This is a genomic window from Rathayibacter sp. VKM Ac-2926 (genome assembly GCF_022815565.1).
GTDB classification, from domain to species: domain Bacteria; phylum Actinomycetota; class Actinomycetes; order Actinomycetales; family Microbacteriaceae; genus Rathayibacter; species Rathayibacter festucae.
Map to the genome: position 1 here is coordinate 38,117 of NZ_JALGRS010000010.1, position 24,825 is coordinate 62,941.

Below are 24,825 nucleotides of genomic sequence, written 5' to 3' on the forward strand. Positions count from 1 at the left end.
GAAGGGCCCGCCGACCGGCGGGCACCGCTGAAGCCCGCTCAGCGGGCGGACGTCGGGTCGTCGCCGCGGGACAGCTCGTCCCAGGAGACGACGGGATCGATGTCGCCGTCGTCGGTCTGCACGGTCGTCGCACCGTGGCCGTAGCCGTCGGCGGGCTCGAACCGGGAGGCGCGCTTCTTCTTCGCGCCGGGCCAGCGCCGGACCGTGACGAGCACGAGCACGCCGATGACCGCGGTCAGCACGCCGGCCACCAGCGCGACGACCGGCCAGGCGGTGACGGAGGACGAGGCGACGAGCGCGGCGACCGACTCCCGGCCCGCGATCGCGGTCGCATCGGTGACCAGCGACGAGCCGGCGCGCACGGGATCGGCGAGCGCGGTCGAGGCGGCCAGGACGACCGAGCCGCCGAGGACGATCTGCAGCAGCCCGAGGACGATCCGGAAGGCCGGCCCGGCGATGGCGAGCGCGGCCGCGAGAGCGAGCCCGGCGAGGGCCAGGGCCGACAGGGCCGGCGCGGCGACGGTGCCGACGACGGAGAGCGCCCGGCCGTCGCCGACGCCCGGGGTGAGCACGAGCGTTGCCCAGGGCTGGGTGGAGGCGGTGAGCTCGAGCGCGGCGAGCAGCACGATCCCGAGGATCGCGGAGTACTTGAGGCGCCGGCCGCTCACGCCTGCGGCCCGAGGTCCGTCACCGGGGCGAGCGGATCGACGTCGAAGCAGGAGTGCTCGCCGGTGTGGCAGGCGGCACCGATCTGCTCGACCTGCACGAGAAGCGTGTCGGCGTCGCAGTCCAGCGCGGCCCCGCGGACGTACTGGGCGTGCCCGGAGGTGTCGCCCTTCCGCCAGTACTCCCGGCGGGAGCGCGACCAGAAGGTCACCCGGCCCTCGGTCAGCGTGCGGCGCAGCGCCTCGCGGTCCATCCACCCGAGCATCAGCACCTCGCCGGTGTCGTGCTGCTGAATGACGGCGGGCAGGAGGCCGCTCGCGTCGAAGGTGGCGCGGTCGAGGACCGCGGTGAGGTCGTCGGGGGTCGTCGTGCCGTCGGTCGTCGACTCGGTGCTCATCGGCGGATCTCGATCCCGGAGTCGTCGAGGGCGCGCTTCACGTCGCCGATCGTCAGCTCGCGATTGTGGAAGACGGAGGCGGCGAGCACCGCGTCGGCGCCCGCCTCGATGGCGGGGGCGAAGTGCTCGACGGCGCCGGCGCCGCCCGAGGCGATCACCGGCACGGTGCTCAGCTCGCGCATCGCCGTGATCAGCGGCAGGTCGAAGCCCTGCTTGGTGCCGTCGGCGTCGATGGAGTTGACCAGCAGCTCGCCGGCACCGCGCTCGACGGCCTCCGCCGCCCAGGCGAGGGCGTCGAGCGTCGTCTCGCGGCGACCGCCGTGGGTGGTGACGACGAAGCCGGAGGGCGTGGCGTCGCTCCGCTTCACATCGAGCGAGAGCACCAGCACCTGCGCGCCGAAGACGTCGGCGATCTCGCCGATCAGCTCGGGGCGGGCGATCGCAGCGGAGTTGACCCCCACCTTGTCGGCGCCGTGCGCGAGCAGGCGCGAGACGTCCTCGACGGAGCGCACTCCCCCGCCGACGGTGAGCGGGATGAAGACCTGCTCGGCGGTCGCGCGGACGACCTCGTAGGTGGTGGAGCGGTCGTCGACGGTGGCCGTGACGTCGAGGAAGGTCAGCTCGTCGGCGCCCTGCTCGAAGTACAGCCGGGCGAGCTCGACCGGGTCGCCGGCGTCGCGCAGGTTCTGGAAGTTGACGCCCTTGACGACGCGGCCGGCGGCCACGTCGAGGCACGGGATGACGCGGACGGCGAGACTCATCGCTCCCCCTCCTAGAGGCGTGCGGCGTGGATCGAGGTGACCAGGATCGCGCGGGCGCCGAGGTCGTAGAGGCGGTCCATCACCTGGTTCATGTCGGCGCGCGGCACCATGACCCGCACGGCGACCCACTCGGGGTCGTGCAGCGGCGAGACGGTCGGCGACTCGAAGCCGGGCGCGAGCGCGGTGGCGGTCTCGAGCAGCGCGACGGGGCAGTCGTAGTCGAGCAGCACGTACTCGCGAGCCACGAGGACGCCCTGCAGGCGGCGCAGCAGGACCGGGATGCCCTCGGGCTCGCCCGCGCCGGAGACGAGGACGGCCGTGGACTTCAGGATGACGGGGCCGAAGATCTCCAGGCCCGCCTTCCGCAGCGTGGTGCCGGTCTCGACGACATCGGCGATCACGTCCGCGACGCCGAGCTGGATGGCCGACTCGACCGCGCCGTCCAGCCGGATGAGGGTGACCTCGACGCCGTGCTCGCGCAGGAAGCGGCCGACGAGACCGGGGTAGCTGGTCGCGACGCGGAGGCCGTCGATCTGCTGCAGCTCGGTGTAGCGGCCGGCCGGACCGGCGAAGCGGAAGGTCGAGTCGGCGAAGCCGAGGCTGGCGATCTCGCGCGCCTCGGAGCCGGAGTCGATCAGCAGGTCGCGGCCGGTGACGCCGACGTCGAGCGCGCCGGAGCCGACGTAGGTGGCGATGTCGCGCGGGCGGAGGTAGAAGAACTCGACGCCGTTGCGCTCGTCGACGACGTGCAGCTCCTTGGGGTCGCGGCGGCCGGTGTAGCCGGCCTCGGCCAGCATCTGGCCGGCGGTCTCGGAGAGCGAGCCCTTGTTCGGGACGGCGACGCGCAGGAGCGCGGGCGGGGCGGTCGTGCCGGTGGTGTCAGGAGTGGTGGGGGTGGTCGTGGTCACGACGGGACGTCCTCTGGAGGTCGAGGGTGATTCGGTGAGCGGAGGCGCGACGGCGCCTCGGAGAGCGTGGGGGCGCGCGGCGACGTGGCGGCGGCGCACTCCGGCGTTCGGGGGGACGCTCACAGATGTCGGTAGACGTCGGCCGTCGTCAGGCCCTTCGCGAGCATCAGCACCTGCAGGTGGTAGAGCAGCTGCGAGATCTCCTCGGCCGTGCGCTCGTCGCCCTCGTACTCGGCGGCCATCCACACCTCGGCGGCCTCCTCGACGATCTTCTTGCCGATGAAGTGCACACCGGCGTCGAGCTCGCGGACCGTGCCCGAACCCTCGGGACGCGCGGCGGCCTTCTCGCCCAGCTCAGCGAAGAGGTCGTCGAAAGTTTTCACTGGGGAAGTCTATACGCGGCGGCGGGACGGCGAGGGCGGCGTATGACTGTGCGATCTGCAGGCGACGGTCCGATCTGCAGGCGATCCGACCTGCGTCCGGCGGCAGCTCGCGCAAGGATGCGTGCTTCCAGGCGAATCACCTACCGATCGGACCAGCGGCGCGCAGCGCGCGGGACGCGGTGCCGTCTGCAGGTGCAGGTGGGTTCTGCAGGTGATCTGCCCGGATCAGCGCTCTGGAGCACGCCGGACCGGGATCCGCGCTCGAATCACCTGCAGAACGGATCGGAACCTGCAGAAGGGACTGGCACCTGCAGAACGGGCCGACGGGTCAGTGCCGGTGCAGGAAGGACGACGCGGTGTCGCGGAGCGCGGCGATGGCGGCCTCGGGGTCGTCGGCGCCGAAGACGGCGGAGCCGGCGACGAAGGTGTCGGCGCCCGCCTCGGCGGCGATCTCGATCGTGCCGGGGGCGATGCCGCCGTCGACCTGGAGCCAGACGTCGAGGCCGGTGCGGTCGACGACCTCGCGCAGCGCGTGCAGCTTCGGCATCGTCTCCGCCATGAACGACTGGCCGCCGAAGCCGGGCTCGACCGTCATCACCAGCACCTGGTCGAACTCGGGCAGCAGGTCGAGGTAGTCGTCGACCGGGGTGCCGGGCTTGAGCGCGATGCCGGCGCGCGCGCCGATCTCACGGAGGCGGCGGGCCAGCGCGACGGCGTCGCGCGCGGCCTCGGCGTGGAAGGTGACGGAGTAGGCGCCCGTCTCGGCGTAGCCCGGCGCCCAGCGGTCGGGGTCGTCGATCATCAGGTGCACGTCGAGCGGGCGCGGCGAGACCTCCTGCAGGCGCTGCACCATCGGCAGGCCGAAGGTGAGGTTCGGCACGAAGTGGTTGTCCATCACGTCGACGTGCACGAGATCGGCCCCGGCGATCCGCTGCAGCTCGGCCTCGAAGTTGACGAAGTCGGCGGACAGGATGCTGGGGTTGATCCGTGCGGGCATGCTCCCCAGCCTAGGCGCGGCGGCCGGGCCGTCAGGCCGGGCTGCGGCGCAGGAGCTGGATGAACATCGCGTCCGTCCCGTGCCGGTGCGGCCAGAGCTGCGCGTGCAGCGCGCCCTCGGCCAGCGGCAGCGGCTCGCGGGTGATGCCGCGGAGGACCGCCGGGGTGTCGACGAGCTCGAAGCCGCCGGGGTGGCGCTCCGCGGCGAGGGCGAGCACGCGCTTCGTCTCGCCGAGGTGCGGCGAGCAGGTGACGTAGGCGAGCAGTCCGCCGGGCGCGAGCGCGGCGAGGGCGGAGTCGAGCAGCTCGCCCTGCAGGGCGGCGAGCGGGGCGACTTCGGCTGCGGTCTTCCGCCAGCGCGCCTCCGGACGGCGGCGGAGGGCGCCGAGTCCGGTGCACGGGGCGTCGAGGAGGACGCGGTCGAAGGCGCCCGGCCGCTCCTCGCCGATCGCCCGGCCGTCCCCGGTGCGGACCTCGACGGTCGGGTCGACCGCGGCGAGGGCCTGGCGGACCAGCCCGGCCCGCGCGGGGACGACCTCGTTGGCCAGTAGCGTCGCGCCGCCCGCGCGCGCCTCGGCGGCCAGCAGCGCCGCCTTCCCGCCGGGGCCGGCGCAGAGGTCGAGCCAGCGCTCGCCCGCGCGGACGGGCTCGGCGCGGGACAGCGCGAGCGCGGCCAGCTGGGAGCCCTCGTCCTGGACGCGCACCCGGCCCTCGTGCACGGGCGCGATCGCCTCGGGGTCGCCTCCGGTGCTGACGAGGCCGACCGGCGAGTAGCGGTCGGGCTCCGCGTCGGGCAGCTCGGCGGCCTCCGCGAGACCGGGCAGGGCGACGAGGTTCACCCGCGGCGCGGCGTTGTCGGCGGCGAGCAGGGCCTCGAGCTCGTCGGCGGCGCCCTCCGCGGCGAGGGCGCGGCGCAGGGCCTTGACGATCCAGACCGGGTGCGAGGTCGCCGCGGCGATCCGGTCGTCACCCGAGGTCGCCGCGTCCGCGACGCGCTGCTGCCACTCCTCGGCGCTCGAGCGGGTCACCGAGCGCAGCACCGCGTTCGCGAAAGCGACGGCGCCGCGGGAGGAGCCGCCCGCGACCAGCGCGACGCTCTCGTTGACCGCCGCGTGCGCCGCGACGCGGGTGCCGAGCAGCTGGTGCACGCCGAGCCGGAGCGCGTCGAGGACGGGGGCGTCGAGGGTCTCGACGGCGCGGCCGGCGGCGAGGGCGATCACCCGGTCGTAGTAGCCGGAGAGGCGGAGCGTGCCGTAGCAGAGCTCGGTCGCCAGGCCCGCGTCGGCCGGCGACAGCTCGGCGGCGCGGATCCGGGCGGGCAGCACGAGGTTGGCGTAGGCGTCGCCGCCGCTGACCGCGAGCAGGACGTCGTAGGCGACCTGCCGGGCCGGCGCGACGCGGGTGCGGCCGCTCACGCGAGCACCGTGCTCTCGCGCAGGCCCCGGGCCCAGGCGGCGCCGGGCATCGCGGTCTTGCCGGCGGGCTGCACCGAGACGAGCTCGACCGCGCCGTCGCCCGTGCCGACCAGGGCGCGCCCGGCATCGAGGAGCACGGCGCCGGGCGCGAGGGGAGCGTCCGTGAGCGCCTCGTCGACGGCGAGCACCTTCAGCCGCGCGTCGCCGACCGCCGTCGACGCGCCGGGCTCGGGAGTGACCCCGCGGACGAGTGCGAGGATCCGCGCGGTCGGCAGAGACCAGTCGATCCGGCCGTCGGTCACGTCGAGCTTGGGGGCGAGCGTGACCTCGCCGGACTGCGGCACGGCGACCGCGGTGCCTGCGGCGAGCCCGTCGACGACCTCGCCGGTCAGGGCGGCCCCGCGCTCGGCGAGCACCTCGAGCAGCTCGCCGGCCGAGCGCCCGGCGACCTCCTCCTCGATCTCGGCGAAGACGTCGCCCGCGTCGAGCTCGGCCACCAGCTGGAAGACGGCCGCGCCGATCCGCTCCTCCCCCGCCATCAGCGCGCGCTGGACGGGCGCCGCCCCGCGCCAGCGCGGCAGCAGCGAGAAGTGCAGGTTGATCCAGCCGAGGCGCGGCACCGCCAGCAGCCGCGCGCGGACCAGGCCGCCGTAGGCCACGATCACGCCGAGGTCCGGCTCGAGGGCCGCGATCCGGTCGGTCACCTCCTCGTCGAGGCGGTTCGCCTTGAGCACCGGCAGGCCGAGCTCCTCGGCGACCGCGGCGACCGGCGAGGGCGTGAGCACGCGCTTCCGGCCGACGGGCGCGTCGGCCCGGGTGACCACCGCGACGATGTCGTGCTCGGAGGCGGCCAGGGCGCGCAGGGTGGGGACGGCGGCGGCCGGCGTGCCGGCGAAGACGAGGCGCACGAGGAGCTCCTGAGCGTGGGGGTCGAGCGGAGAACGGGTCCGGGGGACGGGTCTAGAGGATGTCGGGGTCGTCCAGCCGGACGCGCAGCTTCGGCGCCGGCCGGAAGCGGCCCGGCGTGGTGGGCGGCCGGCGGCGGCGGGTCGCGTTGCGGATCACGGCGGACCGGAGGCGGGCGGCGACCTCCGCCCCGCGAGCGTAGTCGAAGCGCACGATCGCCCGGACAGAGCCGTCCTCGAGCCCGACCGGGCCGAGCACCTCGTGCCGGTCCGCCTCGTCGAGCGCGTCGAGCGCCTCCGTCACCGCGTGCGCGTCGCCGCTGACGGTCGCGAGGCGGACGGCCGGCGGGAAGCGCAGCTCGCGCCGCTCGATCAGCTCGGCGCGGAGGTACTCGTCCTGGCGCCAGGTCGCGAGGGCCGTCGCGAGCCGCCCGGCGACGCCGACCAGCAGCACCGGCGCGCCGGGGCGGGCCAGAGCGGCCGCGTTCGACCAGGTGCGCAGGGCGTCGTCGGCGACGCGCAGGCTCTCCCGCGCGAGCATCCGCTCGCCGTCGAGCAGCAGGACGGCGTGGTAGCCGCCGTCGGCCCGGGGCTCACCGCCGCGGGTGGCGACGACGAGCGCGGGCGTCCCGGGCACCCTGAGGATCGGGTGGGCGCCGTCGGCGACGACGACCTTGACGCCGGGGAAGGCCCGGCCGAGCTCCTCCGCGGTGCGGCCGGCGCCGAGGCTCACCAGGCGCAGCGCCGTCGCCTCGCAGACCGAGCAGTGCCAGTCGGCGGCGATCAGCCCGCACCAGCCGCAGCTCGGCCGGGCCCCCGCCGCGTGCACGGCGAGCGGACCCTGGCAGCGGTTGCAGCGCGCCACGGTGCGGCAGCGCGCGCAGGCGACCACCGGCGCGTAGCCGGGGCGGGCCACCTGGACGAGCACGGGACCCGAGTCGAGGGCGATCCGCGCCTGCCGCCAGGCGGTCGACGGGATGCGCGCGGCCTGGTCGTGCTCGTCGGCGGCCGTCTGCTGCGCGGTCGGCACGACGTGTGGGCGCCGCGAGGGCCGCGGCTGCACCGAGGCGGCGAAGCCGAGGCCGACCAGCCGCTCCACCTCGACCGTGCGGGTGTTGCCGAGCAGGACCAGCCCGGCGCCGCTCTGCTCCTGCCGCACCAGCGCGACGTCGCGGGCGTGCGCGTACGGCGCGAGCGGCTCGGCGAAGAGCGGATCGCCGTCGTCCCAGAGCGCGATCAGGCCGAGCGCCGACGAGGGCGCGTAGAGCACCGAGCGGTTGCCGACGATGACCCGCGGACCCGGGGTGAGGCAGCGCAGGAACGCGGCGTAGCGGCCGGCGCCCTTCTGCCGGGCGTCGAGGCGGACGACCGCGTCCTCGGGCACGTGCTCGGCGAGGGCCTGCTCGAGCTGCTCCTGGTCGCGGTAGTCCGGCACCGCGAGGATCGCGTCGCGCCCGGCCGCCAGCGCGGCGCGGGCGAGCTCGGCGAGCGTCACCGCCCAGCCGCCCACCCACGCTCCGGAGGCGAGCTGCACCGGCGCGGGCACCGCGTTCACCGCGAGGCGACCGCCGTCGCGGAGGCCGTCGAACGTCTCCGCGGGGTAGCCGGTCACCGCGCCGGGCACGGTGCCGTCCGCGACCGGCTCGGCCGGGACGGAGTCCGCGTGCGGCTCGGACGGGTCGGCGGCCGCGTCCACCTCGGCGAGGGCCGCGAGGTGCGACCGCTCGACACGCACGTGGCGCCGCGGCACCGCGAGGCGCAGGACGTCGCTCGCTCCCCCGGCGGCACGGTCGGCGACGCGCCGGGCGAGCGCCCAGACCTCCGGGGTCAGCACGACGAGCGGGGAGACGAGCTCCTCGAGCTCGCTCAGTGCGCCCGCGTGCTCGGAGCCCTCGCCGACCTCGACGACGAACGCGTCGGCGATCCGCCCGCCGGTGCGCAGCGGGACGCGGACCCGGACACCCGGCCGCACGCCGTCGCGGAGCGCCTCGGGGACGGCGTAGTCGAGCAGCCGGTCGAGCTGCGGGAGCGGCGAGTCGAGGAGCACGCGCGCGACGCGCACCTCGGGACCGGTCACCGCCTCCCCCGCCGCGTCGGCGCCTACGAGAGACCCGCGGCGGAGCGGAGGTCGTCGACGCGGTCGAGGCGCTCCCAGGTGAAGTCGGGCAGCTCGCGGCCGAAGTGCCCGTAGACCGAGGTCTGCGAGTAGATCGGGCGGAGCAGGTCGAGCGCGTGGATGATCGCGGCGGGACGCAGGTCGAAGACCGAGCGGATCGCCTCGGTGATCTGCTCGTCGGGCAGCGTGCCCGTGCCGAAGGTCTCGACGTAGAGGCCGACCGGGGCGGCCTTGCCGATCGCGTAGGCGACCTGCACCTCCATCCGGCGGGCGAGCCCTGCGGCGACCGCGTTCTTCGCGACCCAGCGCATGGCGTAGGCGGCCGAGCGGTCGACCTTCGACGGGTCCTTTCCCGAGAAGGCGCCGCCGCCGTGGCGCGCGGCTCCGCCGTAGGTGTCGACGATGATCTTGCGGCCGGTGAGCCCGGCGTCGCCCTGCGGGCCGCCGATCTCGAAGCGGCCGGAGGGGTTGATCAGCAGGCGCACGCCGGAGGAGTCGAGGTCGACGCGCTCGAGCACGGGGCGGATCACGTGCTCCTCGATGTCCGCGTGGATCGTGGCGGTGCTGACGTGCTCGGCGTGCTGGGTGGAGAGCACGACCGTGTCGATCGTCGCCGGCGTCGTGCCGTCGTAGCCGATGGTGACCTGCGTCTTGCCGTCGGGCCGGAGGTAGTCCAGCTCGCCGGTCTTGCGGACTTCGGCGAGGCGCTCCGCCAGGCGGTGCGAGAGCCAGCTCGGCAGCGGCATGTACTCGGGGGTCTCGTCGGTGGCGAAGCCGAACATCAGGCCCTGGTCCCCCGCGCCCTGGCGGTCGAACGCGTCGTCGTCGGCGGCGTCGCCGCGCACCTCGAGGGCGGTGTCGACGCCCGCGGCGATCTCGGGCGACTGCTGCCCGATCGAGACGGAGACGCCGCACGAGCGGCCGTCGAAGCCCTTGAGCGAGGAGTCGTAGCCGATCTCGACGATGGTGTCGCGGACGATCGCGGGGATCTCGACGTAGCCGGAGGTCGAGACCTCGCCGGCGACGTGCACGAGCCCCGTGGTGACGAGCGTCTCGACGGCGACCCGGCTGCGCGGGTCCTCGCGGAGGAGCGCATCGAGGATGCGGTCCGAGATCTGATCGCAGATCTTGTCCGGGTGACCCTCGGTCACGGACTCGGAAGTGAACAGGCGGAGGGGGCCGGAGGTCATGTCGAGCGTCTCATTCCGTAGGGCGCGGCAGCCGGAGCTGTCTCGATCCGGTGCAGTCCCGCACCGGGCTCGCCCTCTCACCGGGGGCGGACCGGGCCAGGGTGACGCCCTAGCGCGCGACCACGTCGAGGACGCGATCGGCGACCGACGCCTTGCTGCCGGAAGCCTCGATCACTATATCTCCGGCCGGATCGAGGACCACCACGGTGTTGCTGTCGCTCTGGAAGCCCTCGGCCCAGCCGACCCTGTTGAGGACGAGCAGGTCGCAGCCCTTGCGGGCGATCTTGGCGCGGCCGAGGGCGAGCATGGCGTCCCGGTCGGGCTCGGTCTCGGCGGCGAAGCCGACGATCAGCTGCCCGTCGGTCTTCGCGGCGGAGATCTCGGCGAGGACGTCCGGGTTCTTCACGAGCTCGAGGACGAGGCGGTCGCCCTGCTGCTCCTTCTTGATCTTGGCCTCGGAGACGTCGGCCGGCCGGTAGTCGGCGACGGCCGCGGACATGATCACGATGTCGGCGTCGCGGGCGGCCGCGAACGCGGCCTCGCGCAGCTCGAGGGCGGTGCCGACGGAGACCACCGCCACGCCCTGCGGCGCCTCGATGTCGAGGTTCGCGGCGAGGAGGGTGACCCTCGCTCCGCGCGCGGCCGCGGCGACCGCGAGCGCGACGCCCTGCCGGCCGCTGGAGCGGTTGCCGACGAAGCGGACCGGGTCGAGCGGCTCGCGGGTGCCGCCGGCGGTGACGAGGACGCGCAGGCCCTCGAGGTCGCGCCGGGCGGCGGTGGCGCGGGCGTGGACGGCGAGGGCCTCGGCGACGATCGTCGCGGGCTCCTCCATCCGGCCCGGGCCCGAGTCGGCGCCGGTGAGCTGGCCGACGGCCGGGCCGACGAGGTGGACGCCGCGGGAGCGGAGCGTCGCGACGTTCGCGACCGTGGCCGCGTTCGCCCACATCTCGGTGTGCATCGCCGGAGCGACCACGACCGGAGCGGTGCTGGCGAGCACCGTGTTGCCGAGCAGGTCGTCGGCGAGGCCGGTGGCCAGCTTGGCCAGGGTGTGCGCCGTCGCCGGGGCGATCACGATGAGGTCGGCCGCCTGGCCGATCGCCACGTGCCGCACCTCGGCGACGCCCTCGTAGAGCTCGGTGTGCACCGCGTTCCGCGAGATGGCCTCGAGCGTCGGCTTGCCGACGAAGCGCAGCGCCGCCTCGGTGGCCACGACGTGGACGTCGTGACCCTCGAGGACCAGCGCGCGGACGACTCCGACCGCCTTGTAGGCGGCGATGCCGCCGGTGATCCCGACGACGACGTTCAGCCGTGCGGCCCGTCTCGATGACCGCATGTCGCGGAGCGCCCCCGGTCGGGACTACTCGTCGAGGGGCTCGGCGACCGGACGGGCGACGAGCTTGTCCTCGTTGATCTCGTGCAGCGCGACCGAGAGCGGCTTGTCGTCGATGGTCGAGTCGACCAGCGGGCCGACGTTGTCGAACAGGCTGCCCTCGTGCAGGTCGGCGTAGTAGTCGTTGATCTGGCGCGCGCGCTTGGAGGCGAAGATGACGAGCGCGTACTTCGAATCGACCTTCGAGAGCAGCTCGTCGATGGGCGGGTCGATGATGCCGAGGTTGTTGGCCATGGTGTCTCCTAGCGTGGCGCGAAGCGCCGATCTGCGGCTCCGGAGCGGCACGGCGCGCGATCACCGGGGAGGGCGATCGGGGCAAGGCCCGGAGGTGGTCGGTGGTCTCGGTCTCAGCGGCCCGGATCGGCGGGCGTGCTGTCGGCACGAGGCGACATCAATTCTACGACCTCGCGGGCCGCTTCGGGCACGGTGCTGTTCACGACGCAGAAATCGAACTCGTCCTGCGCGGCCAGCTCGACCTTCGCGGTGGTGAGCCGGCGCTCCTGCTCCTCGGGGCTCTCGGTGCCGCGGCCGACCAGGCGGCGCACCAGCTCCTCCCAGCTCGGAGGCAGCAGGAAGACCAGCCGGGCGTCGCCCATCCGCTCGCGGACCTGCCGCGCGCCCTGGATGTCGATCTCGAGCATGACCTGGCGACCGGCGGCGAGGGCCGCGTCGATCGGGCCGCGGGGCGTGCCGTAGCGGTACGCGTTGTGCACCGTCGCGTACTCGAGGAACTCCCCCGCCTCGACCATGCGGTCGAACTCGGCGTCGTCGACGAAGTAGTAGCTGACGCCCTCGATCTCGCCGGGGCGCGGTGCGCGGGTGGTCGCCGAGACGGACAGCAGGACGTCGGGGTAGTTCTCGCGGATGTAGCCGGAGACGGTGCCCTTGCCGACCGCGGTCGGACCGGCCAGCACGACGAGCCGGTTGCGCTCACCACGGCGCTGACGCGACTCGCGCTCCTCCAGGAACGCGCCGAGGCCCTCGACCTGGCGGCGGCCGAGGCCGCCCAGGCGCTTGGACGGCGCGATGCCGAGCTGCTCCATCACCCGGGGCGTCTTCACCACGCCGAGGGCGGGGACGGCGCGCAGCAGCTCGCTGACGCGCATCCGCCCCTCGACGCCGGTCGGGTCCTCCTGCGCGGCGGCGAGCACGGCGGTGGCGGGCCGGTCGCCCGCGGCGACGCCCTTCTTCACCTGGGCGCGGGCGCGGCGGGCGGCGATCGCGGCCTCCGAGGCGGCGCGGCGGTCGACCGCGGGCGGTGCAGGAGGGCGCGCGCCGGACGGCGCCTCGGCGGCGGGGTCGATCGGGCTGACGGCTTCAGCGGACAAGGGTCTCCTGGAGGTGTGCGGCTCGGCGGTCGATCTCGGCGGCGATCCCGTCCGGGCCGGCGCCGAGGACACTGCGCGATTCGCTCACGATCGTCGAGGCGGCCAGCGCTCCGAACAGCCGCGACGCGTCCGCGGTGTCGGCGCCCTGGTGGCCGAAGCCGGGCGCCAGCACCGGCAGTGCGGGGCGGAGCGGAGTGCCCGTGCCGATGCCGTAGTCGCCGAGCGCGACCGTGGCCCCGAGCACGACGCCGACCGAGCCGATCGACGAGCGCGCGTGTCCCGCGTTCCAGGATGCCACGTCGGCCAGCACCGCGTGCGCCACGGTCGAGCCGGCAGCGGGCCCGTCCTGCAGCAGCGCGCGCTGCACCGGCCGCGCCTCGGCGTTGGAGGTCGCGGCGAGGACGAAGACGCCCTTGCCCGCCTCCTCGGCCAGCGCGAGCATGCCCTCGAGCGAGCCGACGCCCTGGTAGGCGGCGGCCGTCATCGCGTCGGCCTCGAGCGGCGAGCCCGGCCGGAGCCAGGCCTCGGCGTAGGCCGTGACGCTCGTGCCGATGTCGCCGCGCTTCGCGTCCGCGATGACCAGCAGGCCCGCGGCGCGCGCGTCGGCGAGGACGCGCTCGAGCGCCGCGTAGCCCGCGGAGCCGTGCCGCTCGAAGAACGCGACCTGCGGCTTGACCAGGCCGACCCGGCCGGCCGAGGCCTCGACGACCCGCCGGCCGAAGGACTCCAGGCCTGACGCGCTGTCGTCCAGGCCCCAGGCGTCGAGCAGGAACGCGTGCGGATCGATCCCGACGCAGAGCTGCCCGAACGCGTCGAACGCGGCCTCGAGCCGGGCGCCGAAGGACTCGGCGCCCGGCTGCGCGACGGCGTCCGTCACGCGGTGCGCTCCGCCCGGCGGATCGCGTAGTCCTGCAGGCTCGTCACCTCGAACGGCTCGGCGGCGGCGTCGAGCGAGGCGACGGCCGCGGCGAGCTGGGCGATGGTGGTGAACAGCGGCTTGTCCGCGGCGACCGCGGCGGCGCGGATCTCGTAGCCGTCGGCGCGGGAGGCCCCGCCGCTCGGCGTGTTGATCACGACGTCGACCTGGTCGCGGTTGACCAGCTCCACGATCGAGGGCGCGTCGTCGACGGCCTCCTCGCTGTACTTGCGCACCACACGGGCCTGGATGCCGTTGCGGTTCAGCACCTCGGCGGTGCCCTCGGTGGCGAGGATCTCGAAGCCGAGCTGGCGCAGGCGCAGCGCAGGCAGCACGATCGAGCGCTTGTCGCGATCGGCGACCGAGATGAACACGGTGCCGCTCGCGGGCATGCCGCCGTAGGCCGCCTCCTGGCTCTTCGCGAACGCCCGGGGGAAGTCGCGGTCGATGCCCATCACCTCGCCGGTCGAGCGCATCTCGGGGCCGAGCAGCGAGTCGACGATCTGACCGTCCTTGGTGCGGAAGCGCTTGAACGGCAGCACCGCCTCCTTCACCGCGATCGGCGAGTCCATCGGCACGTCGGAGCCGTCGCGCTCGGGCAGCAGACCCTCGGCCTTCAGCTCGGCGATCGTCTCGCCGACCATCAGCCGCGAGGCGGCCTTCGCGAGCGGGATGCCGAGCGCCTTCGAGACGAACGGCACGGTGCGCGAGGCGCGCGGGTTCGCCTCGAGGACGTAGAGCACGCCCTGGCCGATCGCGAACTGCACGTTGAGCAGGCCGCGGACGCCGACGCCCTCGGCGATGGCCAGGGTCGCCTCGCGGACCTTGTCGATCTGCTGGCGGCCGAGGGTGACCGGCGGGAGGGTGCAGGCCGAGTCGCCGGAGTGGATGCCGGCCTCCTCGATGTGCTCCATCACGCCGCCGATGTAGAGCTGCTCGCCGTCGTAGAGTGCGTCGACGTCGATCTCGATCGCGTCGTCGAGGAAGCGGTCGACCAGCAGCGGGTGCGTCGCGTCGATGATCCCCTCGTCGGCCATCCGGTCGAAGTAGTCCTCGAGCTGCGGGGAGCCGTAGACGATCTCCATGCCTCGGCCGCCGAGGACGAACGACGGGCGGACGAGAACGGGGTAGCCGATCTCGACCGCGACCTCGAGGGCGCCCCCGAGGTCGGTCGCCGTGCCGTTGCGCGGGGCGAGCAGGCCGGCCTCGTCGAGGATCCGGGAGAACGCGCCGCGCTCCTCCGCGAGGTCGATGTTGGCGGGGGTGGTGCCGAGGATCGGCACGCCCTCGGCCTCGAGGCCGGCGGCGAGACCGAGGGCGGTCTGGCCGCCCAGCTGCACGACGACGCCGACCAGCTCGCCCGACTGCGACTCCGCGTGGATGACCTCGAGCACGTCCTCGAGCGTCAGCGGCTCGAAGTAGAGGCGGTCGGAGGTGTCGTAGTCGGTCGAGACCGTCTCCGGGTTGCAGTTGATCATGATCGTCTCGAACCCGGCGGCCGAGAGCGCGAACGACGCGTGCACGCAGGAGTAGTCGAACTCGACGCCCTGGCCGATGCGGTTCGGGCCGGAGCCGAGGATGACGACCTTGCGGCGGTCGGCTGCGACGACCTCCGTCTCCTCGTCGTAGGAGGAGTAGTGGTACGGCGTCAGCGCCGGGAACTCGCCGGCGCAGGTGTCGACCGTCTTGTAGACCGGGCGGACGTCGAGGTCGTAGCGGGTGCGGCGCACCTCGGCCTCGTCGAGGCCGCGCAGCTGCGCGATCTGCACGTCGGAGAAGCCGTGGTCCTTCGCCAGGCGCAGGACGCCGGCGTCGAGGCCGTCGTGCTCGCGCACCAGCTCGGCGATCTCGTTGATCAGCACGATCTGGTCGAGGAACCACGGGTCGATCTTGGTCGCCTCGAAGGCCTGCTCGACGCTCGCGCCGAGGCGCAGCGCCTGCTGCACGGTGACGATGCGGCCGTCGGTCGGGGTCTTCGCGATCTCGAGCAGCTCGTCGACCGAGCGCGACTGGTCGCCCCAGTGGAAGGAGGAGCCGCGCTTCTCCAGCGAGCGGAGCGCCTTCTGCAGCGCCTGCGCGTAGTTGCGGCCGATCGCCATCGCCTCGCCGACCGACTTCATGGTCGTGGTCAGCGTCTTGTCGGCGGCGGGGAACTTCTCGAAGGCGAAGCGCGGCACCTTGACCACGACGTAGTCGAGGGTCGGCTCGAAGCTCGCCGGGGTCACCTTGGTGATGTCGTTCGGGATCTCGTCGAGGCGGTAGCCGATGGCGAGCTTCGCGGCGATCTTGGCGATCGGGAAGCCGGTCGCCTTCGAGGCCAGCGCCGAGGAGCGCGAGACGCGCGGGTTCATCTCGATCACGATGATCCGGCCGTCGGCGGGGTCGATCGCGAACTGGATGTTGCAGCCGCCGGTGTCCACGCCCACGTCGCGGATGATCCGGATGCCGATGTCGCGCAGCTTCTGGTACTCGCGGTCGGTCAGCGTCAGCGCCGGGGCGACCGTGATCGAGTCGCCGGTGTGCACGCCGACGGGATCGACGTTCTCGATCGAGCAGACGACGACCGTGTTGTCGGCCGTGTCGCGCATCAGCTCGAGCTCGTACTCCTTCCAGCCGAGGATCGACTCCTCGAGGAGCACCTCGGTGGTCGGGCTCTGGTGCAGGCCGTCGCCGACCATCCGCACGAGCTCGTCGACCGAGTGCGCGAAGCCGGAGCCGAGACCGCCCATGGTGAAGGAGGGGCGGATGACCAGCGGGTAGCCGAGGTCCTCGGCGAAGCCGATCGCCTCCTCGACGGTGTGCGCGATGTACGACTTCGCGACGTCGGCGCCCGCGTCGAGCACGAGCTGCTTGAAGATCTGGCGGTCCTCGCCGCGGTTGATCGCCTCGAAGCTCGCGCCGATCAGCTCGACGTCGTACTTCTCCAGGATCCCGAGGTCGTGCAGCTGGATCGCGGCGTTCAGCGCGGTCTGGCCGCCGAGGGTCGGCAGGATCGCGTCGGGGCGCTCCTTGGCGATGATCGCCTCGATCGCCTTCGGGGTGATCGGCTCGACGTAGGTCGCGTCGGCGAAGTCCGGGTCGGTCATGATCGTCGCCGGGTTGGAGTTGACGAGGATGACGCGGACGCCCTCCTCGCGCAGCACGCGGCAGGCCTGGGTGCCCGAGTAGTCGAACTCGACCGCCTGGCCGATGACGATCGGGCCGGAGCCGATGACGAGGACGCTTCTGATGTCTTCCCTGCGGGGCATTACTTCTGCTCTCCGGTGGTCGAGGCGGTGGTGGTGGTCGAGGTGGTGGAGTCTGCGGTGGCGGGCTCGGCGCCGCCCTGCTCGGCCGTGCGCTGCACGACCATGGCGCGGAAGCGGTCGAAGAGGTGGTTCGAGTCGTGCGGGCCGGCCGCCGCCTCCGGGTGGTACTGGACCGAGAACGCGGGGATGTCGAGGCAGCGCAGCCCCTCGACGACCGAGTCGTTGAGGCTGTAGTGGCTGACCTCGACCCGGCCGAAGCCCTCGGGCGAGTCGAGCTCGCCGTCGATCGGCGCGTCGACCGCGAAGCCGTGGTTCTGCGAGGTGATCTCCACCCGGCCGGTCAGCTTGTCGAGGACCGGCTGGTTGATCCCGCGGTGGCCGAACGGCAGCTTGTAGGTGCCGAAGCCGAGCGCGCGGCCGAGCAGCTGGTTGCCGAAGCAGATGCCGAAGAACGGCAGGTCGGCGCGGAGCGTGGTGCGCAGCAGGTCGACGTGGCGGTCGGAGGCCTCCGGGTCGCCGGGCCCGTTCGAGAAGAACAGCGCGGAGGGGTCGAGCGCGAGCACCTGCTCGGCGGTCGTCGACTCGGGCAGCACGTGCACGTCGAAGCCGCGCTCGGAGAGGTAGTTGACCGTCGAGGTCTTCACACCCAGGTCGATCACGGCGACCGAGCCGACGCGCTCGCCCTGCGCGGGCACGGTGTAGCGCTCCTCCGTGGAGACGGAGGAGGACAGGTTCAGGCCCGCCATCTGCGCGCCGCCGAGCACCAGCGCGAGCTGCTCCTCCTCGGGGAGGGCGAGGTCGTCGCCGGAGAAGACGCCGGAGCGCATCGAGCCGAGCGAGCGGATGTGCCGGGTGATCGCGCGGGTGTCGACCCCGGAGATGCCGACGATGCCGTCCTTCTCCAGGTCGTCGTCGAGCGAGCGCTGCGAGCGGAAGTTCGAGACCACGCGGGAGGGGTCGCGGACGACGTAGCCGGCGACCCAGATGCGGCGCGACTCCTCGTCCTCGTCGTTCATCCCGGTGTTGCCGATGTGCGGGGCGGTCTGCACGACGATCTGGCCGGCGTAGGACGGGTCGGTCAGCGTCTCCTGGTAGCCGGTCATGCCGGTCGCGAAGACGATCTCACCGAGCGTTCGGCCGCGTGCGCCGTAGGCCTGACCCGAGAATCGTCGCCCGTCCTCGAGGACGAGGACGGCGGTGGGTTCGGTGCTGAGGCGTGTGGTTGGCACGGACTAGGAGCCCTTCTGGATCGAGTCGGAGCCGCCGTCGGCGGTCCCGGGGTGGGAGGGGGAGGAATCGGGGCCGGCGAGCCGCTGGAGCTCGTCGACCAGTCGTCGTCGGAGCGCGGGATCGGCGACGCGGAGGTAGCTGTCCACGATCTCCTCGCCGCGCGGCGACCAGGAGAGCACGAGCAGCCCGCCCTCCTCGACGGCGCGGTCGATGGCGTAGGAGCCCTCGCCCGCGCCGCGGAGGAGCGCCGCGGGGATCACGGTCTCGCGCTCGCCGACCGGGGCGATCACCACGCCGCGCTCGTGCAGGCGGAGCGTAGCCCTGCCGCGGAAGCCGAGGCCCGGCAGCACCACGCGCTCGAGCGGCTGCTCGAAGCGGGTGGTCGCGACGTAGGGCAGCTCGACCGCCTCGCGCTCGGCGCCGAGCGACGCGGCGGGCACGGGCTCGGGGGCGAGCGCGGCCGAGCGTCGCCGGCGTGCGCGCCAGGACAGCGCCATCCCGATGAAGACGAGGGCGACGGCCGCTGCGATGACGATCGCGATGGCGGTCCTATCCACGGGCGCCCCTCGCTGCCGCGGCGACGGTCGCCGCGTCGACGAGCTCGCCGTCGAGGACGGTCGGGACGCCGCGGTGCAGCGTCGCGACGACGCGGCCCGGCAGCTCCCGGCCGAGATAGGGCGAGTTGGTGCTGCGCCCGCGCAGGTCGCCGGTGGAGAAGCGGCGGCGGACCTCGGGATCGTAGAGGACGACGTTGGCCGAGGCGCCGACGGCGAGGCCGTGCTGGTAGCCGTCGAGCCGGCCGATCCGCGCGGGGGCGGAGGAGAGCACGCGGGCGACGTCGGACCAGCTCAGCCGGCCGTCCTCGACGACCGCGGCGTGCACGACGCTCAGGGCGCTCTCGAGGCCGACCATGCCGAAGGCGGCGGCGTCCCACTCGCAGTCCTTCGCCTCGACCGGGTGCGGGGCGTGGTCGGTGGCGACGATGTCGATGGTGCCGTCGGCGAGGGCCTCGCGGAGGGCGAGCACGTCCTCGTCGCGGCGCAGCGGCGGGTTGACCTTGTAGCGGGCGTCGTAGCCCGGGGCGCCGTCGACCCCCGCGATCAGCTGCTCGGAGAGCAGCAGGTGGTGCGGGGTGACCTCGGCCGTGACGTCGATGCCGCGGGCCTTGGCCCAGCGGATCACGTCGACGGAGCCGGCGGTCGAGACGTGGCAGACGTGCAGCCGAGAGCCGACGTGCTCGGCCAGCAGGACGTCGCGGGCGATGATCGCCTCCTCCGCCACGGCCGGCCAGCCCTGCAGTCCGAGGGCGCTGGAGACGGCGCCCTCGTTCATCTGCGCGCCGACGGTGAGCCGCGGCTCCTGCGCGTGCTGGGCGACGACCCCGTCGAAGGCCTTCACGTACTCGAGCGCGCGGCGCATCAGCAGCGCGTCCGAGACGCACTTGCCGTCGTCCGAGAACACGCGGACGGCGGCGCGGCTGCGGGCCATCGCGCCGAGCTCGGCGAGCGACTCCCCCGCGAGGCCGACGGTGACGGCGCCGATCGGGCGGACCGTCGCGTAGCCCGCGTCCTCGCCCAAGCTCTGGACCTGCTCGACGACGCCGGCGGTGTCCTGCACCGGCGAGGTATTGGCCATGGCGAAGACCGCGGTGAAGCCGCCCGCCGCGGCGGCACGGGTGCCGGTCAGCACGGTCTCGCTCTGCTCGAAGCCGGGCTCGCGGAGGTGGGTGTGCAGGTCGACGAGACCCGGCAGCGCCAGGAGCCCGTCGGCGTCGATCACGCGCGCGCCGCTCGAGTCGACGTCGGTGCCGATCTCGACGATCGTCCCGCCGTCGATCAGGACGTCGGCCGTCGTCTCGTCGGCGAGCGTCGCTCCCGAGAGGAGGATCCTCGTACCGGTCATCACAGGACCTCCCTTTCACCGGACAGCAGCAGGTACATCGCCGCCATCCGCACGGACACCCCGTTCGCGACCTGCTCGAGCACCGTGGAGCGGCTCGAATCGGCGGCGGCCGAGGAGATCTCGACGCCCCTGTTCATGGGTCCGGGGTGCATCACGATGGTATCCGGGCCGAGGCGGGCGAGCCGCTCGTCGTCCAGGCCCCAGATCCGCGCGTACTCGCGGCCGTTGGGGAAGAACCCGCTCGACATCCGCTCGAGCTGGATGCGCAGCAGCATCACCACGTCGGGCAGTCCGGAGTCGATCGCGTCGTCGAGGTCGAAGCGGATCGTCGCCGGCCAGTCGAGCGTGTCGACGGGGACGAGCGTGGGCGGGGCGACGAGGGTGACCTCCGCGCCGAGCGCGGTCAGCAGCCAGACGTTCGAGCGGGCGACCCGCGAGTGCAGGATGTCGCCGACGATCGTGACGGCGACGCCGTCGAGGCTCTTGCCGCGGGAGGCGGCGGCGCCGTGCAGCCGGCGGCGGATGGTGAAGGCGTCGAGCAGCGCCTGGGTGGGGTGCTCGTGGGTGCCGTCGCCGGCGTTGAGGATGGCGGCGTCAATCCAGCCGCTGGCCGCGAGCACCGCCGGCGCTCCGGAGGCGTGGTGGCGGATGACGACGCCGTCCGCGCCCATCGCCGCGAGGGTCTGCGCGGTGTCCTTGAGGCTCTCGCCCTTGGAGACGCTGGAGCCCTTGGCGCTGAAGTTGATGACGTCGGCCGAGAGCCGCTTCGCCGCGGCCTCGAACGAGATGCGGGTGCGGGTGGAGTCCTCGAAGAAGAGGTTGACCACGGTCTTCCCGCGCAGGGTCGGCAGCTTCTTGACCTCGCGGTTCTGCACGTCCGACATGTCCTCGGCGATGTCGAGGAGGCCGATCGCGGTGGCGCGGTCGAGGTCGCGGGTGGACAGCAGGTGCCTCATCGGGTGCCCCCGTCCGGTGCGGACTCGATCGCGACGAGGTCCTCGCCGTCGGTCTCGACCAGGCGGACGTTGATCCGCTCGCTGAGGCTGCTGGGCAGGTTCTTGCCGACGAAGTCCGCGCGGATCGGCAGCTCGCGGTGACCGCGGTCGACCAGGGCGGCGAGACGGACGGCGCGCGGGCGGCCGATGTCGCTGAGCGCGTCGAGGGCCGCGCGGATGGTGCGGCCGGAGAAGAGCACGTCGTCGACCAGGACGACGGTGCGGCCGTCGATGCTCGCCGGGACGGCGGTGCGCGCGGGCGTCCGCGTCGGGTGGTGGGCGAGATCGTCGCGGTACATCGTCACGTCGAGCGAGCCGGAGAACACCGGGTCGGCCCCGGGCTCGATCCTTGCGATCGTGTCGGCGATGCGCCGCGCGAGCGCGACTCCGCGGGTCGGGATCCCGAGGATCACCAGCGACTCCGAGCCGCGATTCGACTCGAGGATCTCGTGAGCGATGCGCGTGAGAGCGCGCGTGATGTCAGCGCTGCTGAGCACGATTCGTGCCGTCACACCGACCTCCTTCCCCGTCTCTCTGGACGGCCTTAAAGGAAATGCCTCCCCGAGTATAGGGGTCCGCCTGCCGCGGACGCGGAGCGGCGCAGGGCGCCGCGCCCGCCCCGAGCATGCTGGTCGAGTAGCCGTTCGCAGAACGGCGTATCGAGACCCACCGTCATCAGAACGCCGGTCTGCAGCCGCACCCCTCGGCGACGGTGGATCTCGATACACCCGCTCCGCGGGCTACTCGATCAGCGAGAAGGGGGACCCCGAGTCAGGCCGTCGCGTGCGACTCGGCGACGGAGGCGAGCAGGCCGTTGATGAAGCCGGCCGAGTCGTCGGTGGACAGCACGGTCGCCGCCTCGACGGCCTCGGAGATCGCGACGCCGTCCGGGACCGCGTCGTTGTGCAGGATCTCCCACACGCCGATGCGGAGGATCGCGCGGTCGACCAGCGGCATGCGCGACAGCGTCCAGCCCTTGGCGAGCTGCGCGATCAGCGCGTCGATCTCGTCGGCGTTGTCGATGACGCCGTCGACGATCTCGCGGGCGTACAGCCAGGAGGCCTCACGCGCCGGCTCGTTGGCCGCGCGCTCCGCCTCGGAGCGCAGCGACTCCGAGAAGGAGATCTGCCGCACGTCGGCGTTGTAGATGATGTCGAGGGCGCGCTTGCGCGCCTTCGTCCGAGCGCTCACAGAAGGCCCGGCTCAGCTGACGCGGCCGAGGTAGTCGCCCGTGCGGGTGTCGACCTTGACCTTGGTGCCCTGCTCGAGGAAGAGCGGGACCTGGATCTGGTAGCCGGTCTCGACGGTCGCGGGCTTGGTGCCGCCGGTCGAGCGGTCGCCCTGCAGGCCCGGCTCGGTGTAGGTGATCTCGAGCACGACGGAGGCGGGGAGCTCGACGTAGAGCGGGTCACCGTCGTGCAGGGCGAGGGTGAGGTTCTGGTTCTCGAGCATGAAGTTCGCGGCGTCGCCGACGACGGCCTCGGGGACCGTGATCTGGTCGTAGTCCGAGGTGTCCATGAAGACGAAGTCCGCGCCGTCGCGGTAGAGGTACTGGAAGTCGCGACGGTCGACGTTGGCCGTGTCGATCTTGGCGCCGGCGTTGAAGGTCTTGTCGACGACCTTGCCCGTCAGCACGTTCTTCATCTTGGTGCGCACGAACGCGCCGCCCTTGCCCGGCTTCACGTGCTGGAAGTCGATGACGTTCCAGAGCTGACCGTCGATGCTGAGGACGGTGCCGTTCTTGATGTCGGTGGTAGAGGCCATGCGAAGGGGGATCCGTTTCGTGGAAGTCTGCTGATCGGCCGATCCGGCCAACCCATCGAGTGTAGTCGGTCCGGCCCGCGAGCGGCCGGGCGGCTCCCCCGGCCGGACGATGCGTCGTCGGAGCACCCGAAGCAGACTGGAGGGACGCCCACGACCGAGGAGATCGCATGACCCTCAGCACCGCTCACTCCGGGATCGTCTCCGCGGCGGCCCGCTCGGACTTCTTCGCTCCGACAGTCCCGGACATGATCATCCCGCCGTGGTACTCCGCCGTCTTCGTGATCGTCCCGATCGTCATCGTCGCCGTCTTCGTCCTGGTCATCGTCCTGATCGTCCGCCACGCCCGCCGCGCCAAGCAGCTTGGCATGGACCCGACCACGATGCAGACGGACATGGCCGCCCGCTACCTCCGCCACGGCATCGGCCCGGAGGGCTCCTCGCTCACCGATCGCCTGGCCGAGCTCGACCGGCTGCGCGCCGCCGGAACGATCAGCGCGGAGGAGCACGCCCGTGCCCGCGAGGCCGCGCTCACCGGCGGCCGCGGGCCGGACGACCGGCGGGGCTGAACCGCCAGGTGCCGCTACGCGCCGATCTCCTGGTAGGCCGCGAACAGCAGCGACGTCTCCGGTCCCTGCAGGATGCTCGGGCGCGCGAGGTCGTCGAGCACCACGAAGCGGAGCATGCCCGCGCGCGACTTCTTGTCGCGCTGCATCGCCGCGAGCAGCGTCTCCCACCGGCCGAGCGGGTAGCTCGTCGGCAGCGTCAGCGACTCGAGGACGCTGCGCTGGCGATCGACGACGGCGTCGCTGAGCGAGCCGGTGAGCCGGGACAGCTCCGCCGCGAACATCATGCCGACCGAGACCGCCGCGCCGTGCCGCCACTGGTAGCGCTCGGCGTGCTCGACGGCGTGGCCGAGGGTGTGCCCGTAGTTCAGGATCTCGCGTAGGCCCTTCTCGGTGAAGTCCTCGCTCACCACGCGCGCCTTGATGCCGATCGACAGCTCGACCAGGCTGCGGAACTCCTCCGACGTCGGGTCGGTCGCGAGGTCCACGTCCGACTCGATGATGTCGAGGATGCGCGGCTCGGCGATCATGCCGTACTTCACGATCTCGCCGAAGCCGGCCAGGATCTCGTTGCGCGGCAGGCTCGTCAGCACGTCGAGGTCGGCGACGACGGCGCGCGGCGCGTGGAAGGCGCCGACGAGGTTCTTGCCCTCGGCCGTGTTGATGCCGGTCTTGCCGCCGACGGCCGCGTCGACCATGCCGAGCACCGTGGTCGGCACCTGCACGAGGTCGACCCCGCGGAGCCAGGTCGCGGCGACGAAGCCGGCCAGGTCGGTGATCGCGCCGCCGCCGAAGCCGACGACCGCGTCGGTCCGGGTGAAGTCGGACTGCCCCATCACCTGCCAGCAGAAGGCGGCGACCTCGACGCGCTTGGCGGCCTCGGCGTCGGGCACCTCGGCGAGCAGCACCTCGTAGCGGTCGAGGAGGCTCTCCCGGATCTCGGCGGCGAGGACCGCGAGGGTCGGCGGGTGCACGATCAGCACCTTGGCCGCTCGCGGGCCGATCGCGTCGGCGAGGCCGTCGAGGAGGCCGCGGCCGACCGTGATGTCGTAGCCGTTCTCTCCGGTGACGGTGAGGGCGGTGGCGCCGTCGTTCATGCTCTTCTTCCGGTCGGGCGGCCGGTGGGGGCCGCCGGTTCTGTGGTGCTGGTGGACTCGGTGGTGCCGGTGGACTCGGTGGTGCCGGCAGCGGGCTCGCCGACGGTCGCCTCGCGCTCGCGCACCCAGGCGGTCACCTCGGCGGCCAGGGTCGTGATCGGGCGGCGCGAGGAGTCGACGACGGTGTCGGCGAGCGACTCGTAGACCGCACGTCGCGACTCGAAGATGCGCGTCCAGTCCGCGACGCCGCCGCGCACCAGCGGGCGGCCGGAGCCGAGCCGGTCGCGCACGGCCTCGGCGGTCGTGGTCAGCAGCACGACGGGGACGCCGGCCAGGTCGGTACGCGTGCCCTCGTCGAGCACCGCTCCCCCGCCCAGGCTGAGCACGACGGCGCGCCGGACGGCCTGCTCGACGACGCGGCGCTCCTCCACGCGGAAGGAGGCCTCGCCGTGGAGGTCGAAGTAGGCGGCGATCGGTCCGTGCCGGCGCACGAACTCGGCGTCGGAGTCGACGAACTCGGCCGCGAGGGTTTTCGCGACCCGCTTGCCGATCGTCGTCTTGCCGGCCCCCATCGGGCCGATCAGGACGACGCGGGCGCGGGCCGCGCCGGTATCGTGACCCGCCATCAGCGGGCCCGCCCAGGTAGGTGCTCGGG

The 24,825-nt window shown here is 73.2% G+C and carries 25 protein-coding genes; 1 reads left to right on the forward strand and 24 read right to left on the reverse strand.

Annotated features, from left to right (window positions below):
• Window positions 1-38: 38 nt before the first annotated feature.
• The 22 genes from MT351_RS14220 to efp all read right to left on the reverse strand — a co-directional run bounded on the left by MT351_RS14220 (window position 39) and on the right by efp (window position 22,510).
• Window positions 39-668, reverse strand: coding sequence for a Trp biosynthesis-associated membrane protein (locus MT351_RS14220; RefSeq protein ID WP_123733064.1), 630 nt, complete (start codon window positions 666-668; stop codon window positions 39-41).
• Complete coding sequence (gene hisI / locus MT351_RS14225) at window positions 665-1,063, reverse strand: phosphoribosyl-AMP cyclohydrolase (RefSeq protein ID WP_243582470.1); 399 nt, start codon at window positions 1,061-1,063, stop codon at window positions 665-667. Before hisI ends, MT351_RS14220 begins: the two co-directional genes overlap by 4 nt.
• The gene (gene hisF / locus MT351_RS14230) at window positions 1,060-1,824 is read right to left on the reverse strand and encodes an imidazole glycerol phosphate synthase subunit HisF (RefSeq protein WP_123735821.1); all 765 of its coding nucleotides are present in this window, start codon (window positions 1,822-1,824) and stop codon (window positions 1,060-1,062) included. The genes hisI and hisF overlap by 4 nt, the downstream gene beginning before the upstream one ends.
• 11 nt (window positions 1,825-1,835) lie before the next feature.
• On the reverse strand, window positions 1,836-2,732 hold the full coding sequence (hisG, locus tag MT351_RS14235) for an ATP phosphoribosyltransferase (protein WP_132436266.1): 897 nt from the start codon (window positions 2,730-2,732) through the stop codon (window positions 1,836-1,838).
• A gap of 119 nt (window positions 2,733-2,851) precedes the next feature.
• Window positions 2,852-3,115 carry a phosphoribosyl-ATP diphosphatase gene (locus MT351_RS14240; protein WP_055791842.1) on the reverse strand — a complete coding sequence of 88 codons (264 nt, stop codon included), beginning with the start codon at window positions 3,113-3,115 and terminating at the stop codon, window positions 2,852-2,854.
• A gap of 328 nt (window positions 3,116-3,443) precedes the next feature.
• Entirely contained in the window at window positions 3,444-4,112 is a 669-nt protein-coding gene (gene rpe, locus MT351_RS14245) for a ribulose-phosphate 3-epimerase (protein WP_243582472.1), read from the reverse strand.
• 31 nt (window positions 4,113-4,143) lie between these two features.
• On the reverse strand, window positions 4,144-5,526 hold the full coding sequence (locus MT351_RS14250) for an RsmB/NOP family class I SAM-dependent RNA methyltransferase (RefSeq protein ID WP_243582473.1): 1,383 nt from the start codon (window positions 5,524-5,526) through the stop codon (window positions 4,144-4,146).
• Window positions 5,523-6,434: a methionyl-tRNA formyltransferase gene (fmt, locus tag MT351_RS14255; protein WP_243582475.1), complete on the reverse strand. Its 912-nt coding sequence runs from the start codon at window positions 6,432-6,434 to the stop codon at window positions 5,523-5,525. The genes MT351_RS14250 and fmt overlap by 4 nt, the downstream gene beginning before the upstream one ends.
• A 52-nt stretch (window positions 6,435-6,486) precedes the next feature.
• Entirely contained in the window at window positions 6,487-8,508 is a 2,022-nt protein-coding gene (locus MT351_RS14260) for a primosomal protein N' (RefSeq protein WP_243582476.1), read from the reverse strand.
• A 23-nt stretch (window positions 8,509-8,531) separates the two neighbouring features.
• Window positions 8,532-9,737: a methionine adenosyltransferase gene (metK, locus tag MT351_RS14265; RefSeq protein ID WP_123735826.1), complete on the reverse strand. Its 1,206-nt coding sequence runs from the start codon at window positions 9,735-9,737 to the stop codon at window positions 8,532-8,534.
• A gap of 109 nt (window positions 9,738-9,846) precedes the next feature.
• Window positions 9,847-11,043, reverse strand: coding sequence for a bifunctional phosphopantothenoylcysteine decarboxylase/phosphopantothenate--cysteine ligase CoaBC (gene coaBC / locus MT351_RS14270; protein ID WP_243582547.1), 1,197 nt, complete (start codon window positions 11,041-11,043; stop codon window positions 9,847-9,849).
• 51 nt (window positions 11,044-11,094) lie between these two features.
• Window positions 11,095-11,361, reverse strand: coding sequence for a DNA-directed RNA polymerase subunit omega (rpoZ, locus tag MT351_RS14275; protein WP_123446225.1), 267 nt, complete (start codon window positions 11,359-11,361; stop codon window positions 11,095-11,097).
• Between the two features lie 113 nt (window positions 11,362-11,474).
• Window positions 11,475-12,431, reverse strand: coding sequence for a guanylate kinase (gene gmk / locus MT351_RS14280; RefSeq protein WP_243582548.1), 957 nt, complete (start codon window positions 12,429-12,431; stop codon window positions 11,475-11,477).
• A gap of 13 nt (window positions 12,432-12,444) precedes the next feature.
• The gene (gene pyrF / locus MT351_RS14285; RefSeq protein ID WP_243582478.1) at window positions 12,445-13,332 is read right to left on the reverse strand and encodes an orotidine-5'-phosphate decarboxylase; all 888 of its coding nucleotides are present in this window, start codon (window positions 13,330-13,332) and stop codon (window positions 12,445-12,447) included.
• Window positions 13,329-16,619: a carbamoyl-phosphate synthase large subunit gene (gene carB, locus MT351_RS14290; protein ID WP_243582480.1), complete on the reverse strand. Its 3,291-nt coding sequence runs from the start codon at window positions 16,617-16,619 to the stop codon at window positions 13,329-13,331. The genes pyrF and carB overlap by 4 nt, the downstream gene beginning before the upstream one ends.
• Window positions 16,619-17,848 (reverse strand): glutamine-hydrolyzing carbamoyl-phosphate synthase small subunit, encoded by a 1,230-nt coding sequence (gene carA / locus MT351_RS14295; RefSeq protein ID WP_123735829.1) that lies wholly within the window; start codon window positions 17,846-17,848, stop codon window positions 16,619-16,621. Before carA ends, carB begins: the two co-directional genes overlap by 1 nt.
• 3 nt (window positions 17,849-17,851) lie before the next feature.
• Window positions 17,852-18,406 (reverse strand): hypothetical protein, encoded by a 555-nt coding sequence (locus MT351_RS14300; RefSeq protein ID WP_123735830.1) that lies wholly within the window; start codon window positions 18,404-18,406, stop codon window positions 17,852-17,854.
• Window positions 18,399-19,751, reverse strand: coding sequence for a dihydroorotase (locus tag MT351_RS14305; RefSeq protein WP_243582481.1), 1,353 nt, complete (start codon window positions 19,749-19,751; stop codon window positions 18,399-18,401). Before MT351_RS14305 ends, MT351_RS14300 begins: the two co-directional genes overlap by 8 nt.
• Window positions 19,751-20,707: an aspartate carbamoyltransferase catalytic subunit gene (locus MT351_RS14310; RefSeq protein WP_243582482.1), complete on the reverse strand. Its 957-nt coding sequence runs from the start codon at window positions 20,705-20,707 to the stop codon at window positions 19,751-19,753. The genes MT351_RS14305 and MT351_RS14310 overlap by 1 nt, the downstream gene beginning before the upstream one ends.
• Complete coding sequence (pyrR, locus tag MT351_RS14315; RefSeq protein ID WP_243582483.1) at window positions 20,704-21,258, reverse strand: bifunctional pyr operon transcriptional regulator/uracil phosphoribosyltransferase PyrR; 555 nt, start codon at window positions 21,256-21,258, stop codon at window positions 20,704-20,706. The genes MT351_RS14310 and pyrR overlap by 4 nt, the downstream gene beginning before the upstream one ends.
• 259 nt (window positions 21,259-21,517) lie before the next feature.
• On the reverse strand, window positions 21,518-21,937 hold the full coding sequence (gene nusB, locus MT351_RS14320) for a transcription antitermination factor NusB (protein WP_123735832.1): 420 nt from the start codon (window positions 21,935-21,937) through the stop codon (window positions 21,518-21,520).
• A gap of 12 nt (window positions 21,938-21,949) precedes the next feature.
• Window positions 21,950-22,510 carry an elongation factor P gene (gene efp, locus MT351_RS14325; protein ID WP_123446216.1) on the reverse strand — a complete coding sequence of 187 codons (561 nt, stop codon included), beginning with the start codon at window positions 22,508-22,510 and terminating at the stop codon, window positions 21,950-21,952.
• Between the two features lie 167 nt (window positions 22,511-22,677).
• Here efp and MT351_RS14330 point away from each other — a divergent pair, with 167 nt between their 5' ends.
• A complete protein-coding gene (locus MT351_RS14330; protein ID WP_243582484.1) occupies window positions 22,678-23,076 on the forward strand; it encodes a hypothetical protein in 399 nt (132 codons plus the stop codon).
• A gap of 14 nt (window positions 23,077-23,090) precedes the next feature.
• Here MT351_RS14330 and aroB read toward each other — a convergent pair whose 3' ends face one another.
• The gene (gene aroB, locus MT351_RS14335; protein ID WP_123446214.1) at window positions 23,091-24,170 is read right to left on the reverse strand and encodes a 3-dehydroquinate synthase; all 1,080 of its coding nucleotides are present in this window, start codon (window positions 24,168-24,170) and stop codon (window positions 23,091-23,093) included.
• Window positions 24,167-24,796: a shikimate kinase gene (locus tag MT351_RS14340; protein ID WP_243582486.1), complete on the reverse strand. Its 630-nt coding sequence runs from the start codon at window positions 24,794-24,796 to the stop codon at window positions 24,167-24,169. Before MT351_RS14340 ends, aroB begins: the two co-directional genes overlap by 4 nt.
• Window positions 24,797-24,825: the final 29 nt, after the last annotated feature.

What these genes read in the sequence shown, in the direction of transcription:
- MT351_RS14310 (WP_243582482.1), bottom strand. Translation starts at nt 20,707, where the DNA reads ATGAGGCACCTGCTGTCCACCCGCGACCTCGACCGCGCCACCGCGATC.
- hisI (WP_243582470.1), bottom strand. Translation starts at nt 1,063, where the DNA reads ATGAGCACCGAGTCGACGACCGACGGCACGACGACCCCCGACGACCTC.
- MT351_RS14305 (WP_243582481.1), bottom strand. Translation starts at nt 19,751, where the DNA reads ATGACCGGTACGAGGATCCTCCTCTCGGGAGCGACGCTCGCCGACGAG.
- carB (WP_243582480.1), bottom strand. Translation starts at nt 16,619, where the DNA reads ATGCCCCGCAGGGAAGACATCAGAAGCGTCCTCGTCATCGGCTCCGGC.
- efp (WP_123446216.1), bottom strand. Translation starts at nt 22,510, where the DNA reads ATGGCCTCTACCACCGACATCAAGAACGGCACCGTCCTCAGCATCGAC.
- rpe (WP_243582472.1), bottom strand. Translation starts at nt 4,112, where the DNA reads ATGCCCGCACGGATCAACCCCAGCATCCTGTCCGCCGACTTCGTCAAC.
- rpoZ (WP_123446225.1), bottom strand. Translation starts at nt 11,361, where the DNA reads ATGGCCAACAACCTCGGCATCATCGACCCGCCCATCGACGAGCTGCTC.
- MT351_RS14330 (WP_243582484.1), top strand. Translation starts at nt 22,678, where the DNA reads ATGACCCTCAGCACCGCTCACTCCGGGATCGTCTCCGCGGCGGCCCGC.
- hisF (WP_123735821.1), bottom strand. Translation starts at nt 1,824, where the DNA reads ATGAGTCTCGCCGTCCGCGTCATCCCGTGCCTCGACGTGGCCGCCGGC.
- metK (WP_123735826.1), bottom strand. Translation starts at nt 9,737, where the DNA reads ATGACCTCCGGCCCCCTCCGCCTGTTCACTTCCGAGTCCGTGACCGAG.
- MT351_RS14340 (WP_243582486.1), bottom strand. Translation starts at nt 24,796, where the DNA reads ATGGCGGGTCACGATACCGGCGCGGCCCGCGCCCGCGTCGTCCTGATC.
- aroB (WP_123446214.1), bottom strand. Translation starts at nt 24,170, where the DNA reads ATGAACGACGGCGCCACCGCCCTCACCGTCACCGGAGAGAACGGCTAC.